The organism is Pseudomonas sp. TWP3-1, assembly GCF_049896625.1.
Lineage (GTDB): Bacteria > Pseudomonadota > Gammaproteobacteria > Pseudomonadales > Pseudomonadaceae > Aquipseudomonas.
In genome coordinates, this window is sequence record NZ_JAFCUQ010000008.1 from 50,800 (window position 1) to 63,454 (window position 12,655).

Consider the following 12,655-nt stretch of genomic DNA (forward strand, 5'->3'; position numbering starts at 1 on the left):
TTGGCCGGTTTTTTTTCGCCTGTCGTAAAGACCAAAAGATCGCAGCCTCCGGCAGCTCCTACATTTGGAACGCGTACCTCCTGTAGGAGCTGCCGAAGGCTCGGGCCGCGATCGGACGATCTTTTGATCTTCGGCCACTGGTCAGACCGGTCATGCCAATTTTGTGATTTTCCCTTGTCATCCCGAAAAAACCAAGCCTAGACTGCACCCGAACTGGACATACCGGTAAGACCACAATAATTAAGTCCTGAATCTGATACGCGCAGCGTACGGCAACCAGGACACCGACCAGGATTCCTCCCATGCTCAGATGGTGCTCGCGTTCAATCTTCCTCCAAGTGGTTCTCGGACTGGTGCTCGGCATCGTCTGCGGGCTCACCCTTCCTGAATACTCGGCCCAGCTCAAACCGCTTGGCGACGGGTTCATCAAACTGATCAAGATGCTCATCGGCCTGATCGTGTTCTGCGTGGTGGTCAGCGGTATCAGCGGCGCGGGCGATCTGAAGAAGGTCGGGCGCATTGGCCTCAAATCGGTGATCTACTTTGAAGTGTTGACCACCATCGCGTTGGTGATCGGCCTGGTATTCGCCTTCACCACCGGGATCGGCAGCGGCGCGAATATCCATCTGGAGCAACTGTCAGTTGCGGACATGGGCGACATCGCCCAGCGCGGCCAGCACATGCATACCACGACGCAATTTCTGATGGACCTGATCCCGACCTCGGTGATCGGCGCCTTTGCCGACAACAACATTCTGCAAGTGCTGCTGTTTTCGGTGCTGTTCGGCAGCGCACTGAATCTGGTCGGCGAAGCCGCTTCCGGGATCTCGCGACTGATCAACGAACTGAGCCATGTGATCTTCCGCATCATGGGCATGATCGTGCGTCTGGCGCCGATTGGCGTATTCGGCGCCATCGCCTTCACCACCAGCAAATATGGCCTCGATTCGCTGCAACATCTGGGCAGTCTGGTCGGCTTGTTCTACCTGACCTGCGTGGCGTTCGTTTCTTTGATCCTTGGTCTGGTGATGCGCCTGTCCGGCCTGCGTATGTGGCCGCTGCTCAAGTACCTGCGTGAAGAACTGCTGATCGTGATGGGCACCGCATCGTCGGATGCTGTGCTGCCACAGATCATGCGCAAACTTGAACACCTGGGGATCGGCAGCTCGACGGTCGGGCTGGTGATTCCTACCGGTTACTCGTTCAACCTCGACGGTTTTTCGATCTACCTGACGCTGGCCATCGTGTTTATCGCCAACGCCACCGGCACCCCGCTGGCGATGACCGATCTGCTGACGATTCTGCTGGTGTCGCTGATCACCTCGAAAGGCGCGCACGGCATTCCCGGTTCGGCGTTGGTGATTCTCGCCGCGACGCTGACGGCGATTCCGGCGATCCCGGTGGTCGGTCTGGTGTTGGTGCTGGCGGTTGACTGGTTCATGGGCATCGGCCGCGCGCTGACCAATCTGATCGGCAACTGCGTCGCTACGGTGGCCATCGCCCGTTGGGAAAAAGACATTGATGTGCAACGGGCGAACAAGGTGCTCGACGGACAGCACGGCTATACCTTTCAACCGAGAAAACCGGTCGGGCAAGCGGCCGCCAAAGAATTTTGAATGAATGCCGTGCCTGTATAAAAGCAGGCACGGCTCATGGAGCGAACACGTGATCAGCACTTCAACAGTCGTCAACTCAGTCGTGGAAAAACTCCGGGCCGCCCTCGCCCGTGGTCAATGGCGCTCCGGCGAAATGCTGCCGGGCCAGCGCGAACTGGCCGAACAACTGGGCATCAGCCGCCCGAGCCTGCGCGAAGCGGTGATCGTGCTGGAGACCCTTGGCCTGGTCCGCTCAATGCCGGGCAAAGGCGTGGTCGTACTCGACGCGCAACTCAATGACAGTCAAAGCCACGACAGCGCAGTGGCCGGCGCCAGCCTCGAAGACGTGCTGCAACTGCGCTACACGCTGGAGCCGTTCATCGTCGGCTTAGTGGCGCAGTCGATCAGCAGCAAGGAAGTCGGGCAACTGCGCCTGACCCTGATGGACATGCGCGAAGCCCTTGAAGCCGGCGACAGCGAGGCGGGAGTCAGCGCTTACATCGCCTTTCACGAGGAGCTGTTCACCCTGACCTCGAACCCGATTTTCCAGAGCGTAGTGCAACAGACCAGCAACGCCCTCAAGCAAAGCGCCGAGGTGTTGCGTAATTCACCTGAGCATCTGGCCGAGCGGCTGGAAGAAAACGAAGCCGTGGTGCGCGCGATCCGCAGCAAGAACAGCGCCCAGGCCAGCGCCGAAATGCGCCGGCACATTTTGCGTGAAGGCCAGCGGATGGGCATCGAACTGAACATCCCGGACGACAACCTCGGTAGCTGAACCCGCCATGCACTGGAGACAGGCCATGAACAGTCTTGCCACACCGTTGCCCCACCGCCGGACCTCGGCGGCCCTGCCCTTCTCCCGCCTGGATGCGCCGGTGAATGATCTGTATCCGCGACTGTTCGATGCAATTCTCGAACAGCGGATTGATTCTGCGAGCCGCTTTACCGAAGACAGCCTGAAGCAGATGTTCGGGGTCAGCCGGGCGGATGTGCGCCGAGTGCTGACGCAGTTGGCGCATCAGCAGATCATCGTTTTACAGGTCAATCATCGGCCTAGGGTTGCGGCGCTGGATATGGAGCACACGCGTCAGGCTCTGCATGCACGGCGCCTGACCGAAAGCACGCTGGTGCGACTGGCCTGCCAGCATGCGCGACCCGAGGGAGTGCAACGCTTGCGGGCGCTGATCGAGCGTGAGCGCGCGGCGGTGGAACAGGATCGACGCGGCGCGGCGATTCGCTTATCCGGGGAGTTTCATCTGCAATTGGCGCAAATGGCGGGGAATGCACCGTTGGCGCATTTTCTTTCTACATTGGTGCCACTGACTTCATTGGCGATTGCGCGTTGCCCTGAAAGTACGCACGGCTGTTGCGCGTGGCGGGAGCATTTGGCGATTGCCGAGGCGCTGGAGCGCAGGGATGCGGCGACAGCCATGATGCTGATGAATCAACATCTGGATCATCTTGAGCAGACTCTCCTGAGTTCATCCATTGAGCATTGTGCTGTCGGTTAGATCGCCATCGCGGGCAAGCCCGCTCCCACAGGTTCATTGGTGTACACAATATCTGTGAACGACAAATAACCCTGTGGGAGCGGCGGCGCGACGATTCGACTTGCCCGCGATGGCGTCATCACTGCCAACCAAGAAACATCAGGCCGCAGCCACCTTGGCAAACCCGGCGCGGATCTTCTCTTCCGGCAAGTCATCAGCAATAAACACAATCACACTTTCCCGCGCCTCACCCTCGGCCCATTCAGTGTCCCAGTCGAAACCGTAGAGTTTCAAAACCCCCTGAAACACCAACCGCCGATCCTCGCCTGCAATGTTCAGCACGCCTTTGTAGCGCAGCAATTGCTTGCCATGTTCTTCCAGCAATTCGTTCATGAACTCGCTGAGTTGATCGATATCCAGCGGCTGATCGGTGCGCAGCACCAGGCTGGAAATGCGGTCGATGGAAGGCGCTTTGCTCACCGGACGCAGACTCAGGCCGCCGCCGAGATCGGCATTCAGGTTGAAGCCGCGCACATCCAGCAGCTCGGCCAGATCAATGTTGCCGTGCTCGACCACGCGGATTGGCGCGCGACGATTGATGCGGGTCAGGCGTTCGCTGAGCGCGGTAAACGCAGCCTCATCCACCAGATCGGTCTTGCTCACCAGCAAGCGGTCGGCGAAACCGATCTGTGCCTGGGCGATGGTCTGGGTCAGGTGTACATCGGCGTGGGCCGCATCGACCAGCGTGATGATGCCATCGAGCAGATAACGCTCACGCAGTTCTTCGTCGATGAAGAAGGTTTGCGCAACCGGAGCCGGATCGGCCAGCCCGGTGCACTCGATCACCAGGCGGTCGAAGGCGATTTCGCCGCTGTCCAGACGTTCGAGCAGCAGATAGAGCGCTTTGGTCAGATCGGTGTGAATGGTGCAGCACACGCAGCCATTGGCCAGGGTCATGACTTGCACCGGCTCGTCACCGAGTAACTGGGTGTCGATGCCGGCGTCACTGAATTCGTTTTCGATCACGGCGATTTTCAGGCCGTGCTCGGCTTTGAGCAGGTGGCGTAACAATGTGGTCTTGCCGGCGCCGAGGAAACCGCTGAGCACCGTGACCGGGATGGGAGAGGACAAAACACGATCTCCTTTTAAAAACACAAAACAAATGTGGGAGCTAGCAGGCCAGCTCCCACAGGGGGATTGCATCGGCTTCAGGCTGTCAGATCAACAGCACTTCGGCCCACCCTTGCCACCGTAGCGAGCTTCCTGACGTTCCCTGAAGAACATCTCGTAGCTCATCACCGGTTTGTCCGGGTGTTTGTTCTGCATATGCTCGACGTAGGTGTCGTAGTCGGGCATGCCGACCATCAGGCGCGCGGCCTGACCGAGGTATTTACCGAGGCGACTCAGGTCATTGAACATGCTGCAATCCTCTGGTTACGCATCCGGCAGCGCCTGGAATGGCGATTCTTTATCCGTACGCTCTTTTTTGCCCCAGGCGGCGATGCCGACCTTGAGCGCATAGAACAGGATGCTGAATACCACGAACAGGAACAGTGCGGTCAGCGTTGCGTTGGTGTAAGCGTTGAAGATCACGTGCTGCATCTGTTCTACGCTTTTTGCCGGAGCCAGCACCTGACCATTGGCCAGCGCATCGCTGTATTTCTTGGCCAGCGACAGGAAGCCGATCGCCGGGTTGGCGTCGAACAGCTTGATGAAGCCCGCAGTCGTGGTGCAGATCAGCAGCCAGGTGGCTGGCAGCAAGGTGACCCAAATGTAGCGCTGACGCTTCATTTTGATCAGGACCACGGTGGCGAGCATCAGCGCGATACCGGCCAGCATCTGGTTGGAGATACCGAACAGCGGCCACAAGGTATTGATACCGCCCAGTGGATCGATCACGCCCTGATACAGCAACCAGCCCCACATCGCCACACAACCGGCAGTGGCGATCAGGTTGGCGGTCCAGGATTCGGTACGCTTGAGGGCCGGAACGAAGGAGCCGAGCAGATCCTGCAGCATGAAGCGTCCGGCACGGGTACCGGCGTCTACTGCGGTGAGGATGAACAGCGCTTCAAACAGGATCGCGAAGTGGTACCAGAACGCCATGGTGTTTTCACCCGGCAGGACACTGTGCAGGATCTGCGCGATACCGACCGCCAGCGTCGGCGCACCACCGGCACGCGCCAGAATGGTGGTTTCGCCGATGTCGTGCGCCACGGCTTGCAACGCCTCAGGCGTGATCGCGAAGCCCCAACTGCTGACCACTTGTGCAACCGACACCACATCACTGCCGACGACTGCCGCCGGACTGTTCATGGCGAAGTACACGCCAGGCTCGATCACCGAAGCGGCGACCATGGCCATGATCGCCACGAACGACTCCATGAGCATGCCGCCGTAACCGATGTAACGGGCGTTGGTTTCGTTATCCAGCAGCTTCGGCGTGGTGCCGGAGGAGATCAGTGCATGGAAACCCGAGACCGCACCGCAAGCGATGGTGATGAACAGGAACGGGAACAGACCGCCCTTCCACACCGGGCCAGTGCCGTCGACGAACTGGGTCAGCGCGGGCATTTTCAGCTCGGGCATGGTCACCAGGATGCCGATCGCCAGAGCGACGATGGTACCGATCTTGAGGAACGTGGAGAGGTAGTCGCGCGGCGCCAGGATCAGCCATACCGGCAACGAAGCGGCCACAAAACCGTAGCCAACCAGCATCCAGGTAATCTGCACACCGGTGAAGGTGAACGCCTTGGCCCAGACCGGATCGGCGGCAATCTGCCCACCCAGCCAGATCGAACCCAGCAGCAGCAACACGCCGACCACCGAGATCTCGCCAATGCGGCCCGGACGGATGTAGCGCATGTAAATGCCCATGAACATCGCGATCGGGATGGTCGCCATCACCGTAAAGATGCCCCACGGACTTTCGGCCAGAGCTTTGACCACGATCAGCGCCAGCACCGCAAGGATGATGATCATGATCAGGAAGCAGCCAAACAGCGCGATGGTGCCGGGCACACGGCCCATTTCTTCACGCACCATGTCGCCCAGCGAACGGCCATTGCGCCGGGTCGACATGAACAGAACCATGAAGTCCTGCACCGCACCCGCCAGCACCACGCCGGCAATCAGCCACAGCGTACCGGGCAGATAGCCCATTTGCGCCGCCAGTACCGGGCCGACCAAAGGCCCTGCGCCGGCAATTGCCGCGAAGTGGTGACCGAACAGAATGTGTTTGTTGGTCGGAACGTAGTCCAGACCGTCGTTGTTGAGCACGGCGGGGGTGGCCCGACGCGGATCGAGTTGCATCACATGGTTAGCGATGAACAGACTGTAATAGCGGTACGCAACCAGATAAATGGCCACGGCGGCGACCACAATCCACAAGGCGTTGATCGCCTCGCCTCGGCGCAATGCCACTACGCCCAAGGCGCACGCTCCTACGATTGCCAGCAGCAGCCAGGGTAAGTGGCGTAGCAGGCTATTATTATTTTTCATTTTTTTATTCCAGCCAGGGTGGACAAGAAAGACAGCCACCCCGAGTTTAGCGCTACTGGCGCCAAAGGCCATACCCCGACATTGGTCTAGACGGTTCAAAGGTTGGTCTATAGTCAGCAGACCTTCGTGAGGATAGCGCCATGAGCGAGCACCCAGCAGAGCGTCGCCGCTTCAAACGTATCGCGTTCGATGCCCGGACCGAATTGAGTCAGGGTGAATTCATCTGGCCGGTCAAGCTGATCGACCTGTCGCTCAAGGGGCTGTTGATCGAGAAGCCCGAGCCATGGCTGGGCAATCCGGATTGGCATTTTCTGGTCGACATCCATCTCAACGACGAGGTCGGAATCAAGATGGACGTGCTGCTGACCCACGATGACCATGGTCAGCTCGGCTTCGTCTGCAAGCACATCAGCCTCGAATCGATTGAACGCCTGCGGCGCGTGATCGAGTTCAATCTGGGCGATCCGCAGGAGCTCGAGCGGGAATTGGGCGCATTGATCCAGCTGTAGCGCGGCGTTACTCGAACAACGAGTCCAGCGCCTGCTCCAGACGGGTCACGGCGATGATCGTCAGACCCGGCGGCGCTTCTTTCGGTGCGTTGCCCTTGGGCACGATGGCGCGTTTGAAGCCGTGTTTCGCGGCTTCTTTCAAACGCTCCTGGCCGCTCGGCACCGGACGCACTTCGCCGGACAGCCCGACTTCGCCGAACACCAACAGATCGTGCGGCAACGGCCGGTTGCGCAGGCTGGACATCACTGCCGCCATCAACGCCAGATCGGAGGCGGTTTCCAGCACCTTGACCCCGCCGACCACGTTGAGAAACACGTCCTGATCGTGAGTCGGAATCCCGCCGTGGCGATGCAGCACCGCCAGCAACATCGCCAGACGATTTTGATCCAGGCCCAAGGTGACTCGGCGCGGATTGGCCAGATGACTGTCATCGACCAACGCCTGCACTTCGACCAGCATCGGCCGCGTGCCTTCCCACGTCGCCATCACCACGCTGCCCGGGACTTCTTCCTGAGCGCGTGTGAGAAAAATCGCCGAAGGGTTGGAGACTTCTTTCAGGCCTTTGTCGGTCATGCCGAACACGCCCAATTCGTTGACCGCGCCGAAACGGTTCTTCACCGCGCGCAACAAGCGCAAGCGGCCATCGGACTCGCCTTCGAAATACAGCACGGTGTCGACCATGTGTTCCAGCACGCGCGGCCCGGCCAAGGCGCCTTCCTTGGTGACGTGACCGACAAGAAAGATCGCCGTACCACTCTGTTTGGCGTAGCGCACCAGCAATGCCGCACTTTCGCGAACTTGAGAGACGCCACCCGGTGCCGATTGCAGCTGCTCGGTGAAAATCGTCTGGATCGAGTCGATCACCATCACCTTGGGCTTTTCCAGGCGCGCCGTGGCGATAATGGTTTCGATGCAGGTTTCAGTCATGACGCGCAGTTTGTCCTGCGGCAACCCGAGACGACGGGCACGCATGGCGACTTGCTGCTGGGATTCTTCGCCGGTGACGTACAGCGCCGGCATGGTTTTGGCGAGGTTGCACAGGGTCTGTAACAGAATGGTCGATTTGCCGATGCCGGGGTCACCACCGATCAACACCACCGAGCCGTCCACCAGTCCGCCGCCGAGTACCCGATCCAGCTCACTGGAGGCTGTGGAAAAACGCGGGATTTCTTCGACGCTGACTTCAGCCAGCGTCTTGATCTGCGCCTGCTGCCCGGTCCAACCGGTGCGCCCGCTCGGCGCTGCTGCGCCGCCACTCTCGACCATGGTTTCGGTCAGGGTATTCCAGGCGCCGCATTCGCCGCACTGGCCGGCCCACTTGGGAAAGGTTGCGCCGCACTCGGTGCAGCCGTACATGCGCTTGGCCTTGGCCATGAGAACCCCCGACAAAAACGCCGATGATAACGCAGCTGTCGTGGATCAGTGCGGCACAACTATGGACTTATGGATGAATCGGGGTCTGACTCAGACCCCGATTTTTCAGTCGACCAGTTTGGCTGCCAGCGCCTCGACGCGACTGAGATCACCTTTGGCGACCTTGGTCACACCGCTGCCGTATTCCGGATCGGCCTTATAAAGGAAGGACAGAATGATGTGCTTGCTCTCGTCATCGGCACCCGCCAGCGAGCCACCGAAGCTGTCGATCAGATCCTGACGTTCGCTTTTGCTTAGCGAGCGATACAGATCCCCGGCCTGTTTGAAGTTCTGCTCGCGCTGGATCTTCGCCTGCTGGGTGCTGCCTTGCAGCGCCGACTTACCGTAGCGGGCACTTTGCGTTTCTTCGCGCGGTTGCAGGCGACTTGGCTGGTAGTTCACACCAGAGGTGCTGGCGCCAGCGTTCATCGCGCCATCCTGATTGCCATTGTTGACGGCGACTTTAGGCGCGTTGACTGGCAGTTGCAGCGCATTGGCACCCAGGCGATACATCTGCGTATCGGCGTACGAGAAGATCCGACCTTGCAATAACCGGTCTTCCGAAGGCTCGATACCCGGCACGACATTAGATGGCGCCATGGCAACTTGCTCGGTTTCCTGGAATACATTCGCCGGATTTCGGTTCAACACCATTTGTCCAACTTTACGTTCCGGGATACCCGGCCATATCTTGGTGGCGTCCAATGGATCGAAATCAAACTTGGACAAGTCTTGCGGTTTCATCACCTGGATGTACAAGTCCCACTTAGGGAAATTGCCTTGGTTAATGTTCGTCACCAAGTCATTGGTCATATGGCTGTAATCTTTTCCTTGAACCTCTGAAACTTGTTTCGGAGTCAGGTTTTTAATTCCCTGCTGACTCTTCCAGTGAAACTTGACATAAGTGACTTCGCCTTTGGCGTTTATCAACTTATAGGCATGCACACTGTTGCCATCCATTTCCCGGTAACTGGCTGGCGTTCCCGAGTTGGAGTACAGCTCGGTCAAAGTGCGAGTGGCTTCCGGCACGTGGGAGAAGAAGTCAAAACGGCGCGAATCATCATCGAGGTTAGTTCGCGGATCAGGCTTGAATGCATGCACCATGTCCGGAAACTTGATCGCATCACGGATGAAGAACGTCGGGAAGTTGTTGCCAACCAGGTCCCAGTTGCCATCAGCGGTGTAGAACTTGGTGGCGAAGCCGCGCGGATCACGCAGGGTTTCCGGGGAGTGGTTGCCGTGTACAACGGCGGAAAAGCGCACGAACACTGGAGTGACCTGACCGACAGCGAATACCTTGGCTTTACTCAGGTCGCTCAGATCATTGGTTGCGGTGAAGCTGCCGTGGGCGCCGGTCCCGCGCGCGTGAACCACACGCTCGGGGATGCGTTCGCGGTCGAAGCGCTGCAGTTTCTGGATCAGTTGCACATCTTGCAGCAGCACCGGGCCATTAGGGCCGGCGGTTTGCGAGTTCTGGTTATCACCGACGGCCGCACCATTATCGCGGGTCAGAGGTTCAGCGTTCACGGAGAAGGTCAGCAAGCTGGCGGCGAGCACGCCGAGCGTACGGCCGTAGGAGCAAGCTCCCAGCCCAAGAGTCGAGTTCATATCAGATTCCTCTGTTTTATTGAGCGCATCCAGGTGCGCCCAACAGAGGCTAGAGCTCACGCTCGCAGAACATAAATAGAAAGATCGAAACCCGACGATTGATAAAAATAGCTTCCAGATCAGCGCTTTACGGAGTATTTCGCGCGCGATTGCTGGCACTTTGCAAACTAATCGCGGATTGATGTGTCGATAAAAAGTGCTTTGTAAGAAGGTGTTGCGCGCAGGACGCGTTTTGCTGATTTACACTGCGCACACCAAACTCATCTGTAACAAGGAAATAACTATGGGCGTGCTTAGCGAGTTCAAGGCCTTCGCGGTCAAAGGCAATGTGGTCGACATGGCCGTCGGTATCATCATCGGTGCGGCGTTCGGCAAGATCGTTTCGTCGTTTGTCGGTGATGTGATCATGCCGCCAATCGGGCTGCTGATCGGCGGCGTCGACTTCAGCGATCTGGTCATCACACTCAAGGCTGCCCAAGGCGATATTCCCGCCGTGGTGATGGCCTACGGCAAATTCCTGCAGACCGTACTCGACTTCGTGATCGTCGCCTTCGCGATTTTCATGGGCGTCAAAGCCATCAATCGCCTCAAGCGCGAAGAAGCCGTGGCCCCGACTCTGCCACCGGTGCCGACCAAAGAAGAAGAACTGCTGGGTGAGATCCGTGATCTGCTCAAAGCGCAGAACACTCGACCTGGTGATCTGCAGTAATTGAAAACGGCGCCTGCGGGGCGCCGTTTTTTTTACCAGTAATTTTCTACCGCTACCTGTCCGGGTCGCCGGCTCAGGCTCAGATTCATGCCGCGCTGCTTGAGCAGCGCCCGGGTGTCATCGATCATCTGTGGATTGCCACAGAGCATCACCCGCGAATGCGCGGCGGTCAGCTGCAACCTGGCAGTGCGCTCCAGTTCGCCGTTTTCGATCAGCGTAGTGATCCGCCCGTTCAGTGCACCGGGATGAAGCTCACGGGTAACCGTCGGAATGAATTGCAGTTTATGCGCATGTTCGGCCAGATAATCGCGCTGCGTCAGCTCGGCAATCAGTTGCAGATAGGCCAGTTCCCGCGCTTCGCGCACGCTGTACACCAGGACGATCCGCTCGAATTTTTCCCAGACTTCAAAATCCTGGAGAATCGACAGGAAGGGCGCGCCCCCTGTGCCTGTGGATAAAAGCCAGAGGTCGCGACCATCGACAAAGCGATCCAGCGTCAGATAGCCGAAGGCCTGGCGCTCGACCAGCAAGTTATCGTCGACTTTCAACCGGCTCAGCTCGCTGGTGAACTCCCCGCCCGGAACCACGATGGAAAAAAACTCGAGAAACTCGTCGAAGGGTGAAGACACCATCGAATAGGCGCGCCACACGGTGCTGCCATCCTCTCGAGTTACGCCGAGGCGCGCGAACTGCCCTGCACGAAAGCGGAATCCCGGGTCGCGCGTGGTGCGCAAGGTGAACAGGCTCTCGGTTAGCGGTTGCACATCAAGCAGCGTCTGTTGAGTGAATTTCTCTGCACTGGCGGTCATTACGTCACTCCATCAACAATAAATGCAGTCTCGCGCACTGCCGGCCATTAAACCACCGACAAACAGTAGTGGCCTTTCACTAGTATCAAAAAATCTTTAACCATCCCGTACATAAGTTGTATTGAATGATTAGCTAAATATAACGACCGTCTGCACTAAGTTCCGATATTCCAGATTTCGATACTGTTCAAGAACAAAAAAGTTCAAACATTTTGTAGGAAGCATCCTACACTCGTCTTCGTGCCGGGCAATTGGATCCAAGCACGGCAACCCCGCGAGACAATCAGGAGATCTAATGAAATGGAACAATGGAAGGAGTTGCAGCTAAAGCAGCTGACCCGCGCGAAGGGAATCGATTCGCTCTACCCGATTCTGGCGACATTCGCGAAAAACATCGGTTTCAATTACTGCGGAGTTTCAGTCACTTCCCAACATCAGGATTCGTCGTTCAAGGCTTTTCATATCAATAACTTCCCTCTCGGATGGAACCGGCTGATTGACGACAGTTATTGCGAAAACAACCCGATAAGGGCGCATTGCAATCAGTCCATGCTGCCCATCGTGTGGAGCCAGGAAGCTTTTTCGAAAACACCCCGCTTATGGGACGCGCTGCTGGACCAAGGCCTGCAATTTGGCTGGTCGCAGTCATTCCACCACGAGGAAAGCGGCCTGTGCTGCATGCTCAGCGTGGTGCGGCCCCACTGCGAGGTGAGCCAGATTGAACTGTACGAACACTTCGGATGCCTGTTCTACATTTCCAACCATCTGAGTGAGCTGGTTGCCCGTACCCTCCCTCCCCGGCCAGCGAAGATTCCCCAAGTGCGGTTGTCGAGGTGTGAAATCGAGATTCTGAAATTATGCGCGATCGGCAAAACCGCCTACGAAATCGGGATAATCACTGCCAAAGCCGAACGCACCGTGCAATATCACGTGGCGAACGTGATCCGCAAGCTGAACGTTTGCAACAAGATGTCCGCTGTGATGGCTGCCTCGAAAATGGGGGTTATCTAGTAGAGCCCG

General features: G+C 58.1%; 12 protein-coding genes. 6 read left to right on the forward strand and 6 right to left on the reverse strand.

Annotated elements, in window-relative coordinates; all coding sequences use genetic code 11:
• Window positions 1-302 precede the first annotated feature (302 nt).
• Genes ACP7BN_RS12985 through ACP7BN_RS12995 form a run of 3 tightly spaced genes read left to right on the forward strand, consistent with a single transcriptional unit; the run spans window position 303 to window position 3,106 of the window.
• Window positions 303-1,616, forward strand: a complete 1,314-nt coding sequence (locus ACP7BN_RS12985; RefSeq protein ID WP_426204576.1) for a C4-dicarboxylate transporter DctA — start codon at window positions 303-305, stop codon at window positions 1,614-1,616.
• Window positions 1,617-1,665: 49 nt separating this feature from the next.
• Window positions 1,666-2,370 (forward strand): FadR/GntR family transcriptional regulator, encoded by a 705-nt coding sequence (locus ACP7BN_RS12990; RefSeq protein WP_426204577.1) that lies wholly within the window; start codon window positions 1,666-1,668, stop codon window positions 2,368-2,370.
• A 25-nt stretch (window positions 2,371-2,395) separates the two neighbouring features.
• The gene (locus ACP7BN_RS12995; RefSeq protein ID WP_426204578.1) at window positions 2,396-3,106 is read left to right on the forward strand and encodes a GntR family transcriptional regulator; all 711 of its coding nucleotides are present in this window, start codon (window positions 2,396-2,398) and stop codon (window positions 3,104-3,106) included.
• 138 nt (window positions 3,107-3,244) lie between these two features.
• Here the strand turns inward: ACP7BN_RS12995 and yjiA are convergent, their stop codons facing one another.
• From yjiA to ACP7BN_RS13010, 3 genes are all read right to left on the reverse strand, one after another.
• Window positions 3,245-4,216 (reverse strand): GTPase, encoded by a 972-nt coding sequence (yjiA, locus tag ACP7BN_RS13000; RefSeq protein ID WP_420648467.1) that lies wholly within the window; start codon window positions 4,214-4,216, stop codon window positions 3,245-3,247.
• A gap of 90 nt (window positions 4,217-4,306) precedes the next feature.
• Window positions 4,307-4,504, reverse strand: a complete 198-nt coding sequence (locus tag ACP7BN_RS13005; RefSeq protein WP_042561171.1) for a YbdD/YjiX family protein — start codon at window positions 4,502-4,504, stop codon at window positions 4,307-4,309.
• Window positions 4,505-4,519: 15 nt separating this feature from the next.
• Window positions 4,520-6,586, reverse strand: coding sequence for a carbon starvation CstA family protein (locus ACP7BN_RS13010; RefSeq protein ID WP_420648468.1), 2,067 nt, complete (start codon window positions 6,584-6,586; stop codon window positions 4,520-4,522).
• A 140-nt stretch (window positions 6,587-6,726) separates the two neighbouring features.
• On the opposite strand from ACP7BN_RS13010, the gene ACP7BN_RS13015 reads away from it, so the two are divergent.
• Window positions 6,727-7,095 carry a PilZ domain-containing protein gene (locus tag ACP7BN_RS13015; RefSeq protein WP_426204581.1) on the forward strand — a complete coding sequence of 123 codons (369 nt, stop codon included), beginning with the start codon at window positions 6,727-6,729 and terminating at the stop codon, window positions 7,093-7,095.
• A gap of 7 nt (window positions 7,096-7,102) precedes the next feature.
• Here the strand turns inward: ACP7BN_RS13015 and radA are convergent, their stop codons facing one another.
• Both radA and ACP7BN_RS13025 read right to left on the reverse strand, forming a co-directional pair.
• The gene (gene radA, locus ACP7BN_RS13020; RefSeq protein WP_420648470.1) at window positions 7,103-8,470 is read right to left on the reverse strand and encodes a DNA repair protein RadA; all 1,368 of its coding nucleotides are present in this window, start codon (window positions 8,468-8,470) and stop codon (window positions 7,103-7,105) included.
• A 105-nt stretch (window positions 8,471-8,575) separates the two neighbouring features.
• Window positions 8,576-10,117 carry a catalase gene (locus tag ACP7BN_RS13025; RefSeq protein WP_426204583.1) on the reverse strand — a complete coding sequence of 514 codons (1,542 nt, stop codon included), beginning with the start codon at window positions 10,115-10,117 and terminating at the stop codon, window positions 8,576-8,578.
• A 283-nt stretch (window positions 10,118-10,400) separates the two neighbouring features.
• On the opposite strand from ACP7BN_RS13025, the gene mscL reads away from it, so the two are divergent.
• Window positions 10,401-10,826, forward strand: a complete 426-nt coding sequence (mscL, locus tag ACP7BN_RS13030) for a large-conductance mechanosensitive channel protein MscL (RefSeq protein WP_426204585.1) — start codon at window positions 10,401-10,403, stop codon at window positions 10,824-10,826.
• A 32-nt stretch (window positions 10,827-10,858) separates the two neighbouring features.
• On the opposite strand, the gene ACP7BN_RS13035 is transcribed toward mscL, so the two are convergent.
• The gene (locus tag ACP7BN_RS13035; RefSeq protein ID WP_426204587.1) at window positions 10,859-11,635 is read right to left on the reverse strand and encodes a ferredoxin--NADP reductase; all 777 of its coding nucleotides are present in this window, start codon (window positions 11,633-11,635) and stop codon (window positions 10,859-10,861) included.
• A 300-nt stretch (window positions 11,636-11,935) separates the two neighbouring features.
• Between ACP7BN_RS13035 and ACP7BN_RS13040 the strand changes: the two genes are divergently transcribed.
• Window positions 11,936-12,646 (forward strand): helix-turn-helix transcriptional regulator, encoded by a 711-nt coding sequence (locus ACP7BN_RS13040; RefSeq protein ID WP_426204589.1) that lies wholly within the window; start codon window positions 11,936-11,938, stop codon window positions 12,644-12,646.
• Window positions 12,647-12,655: the final 9 nt, after the last annotated feature.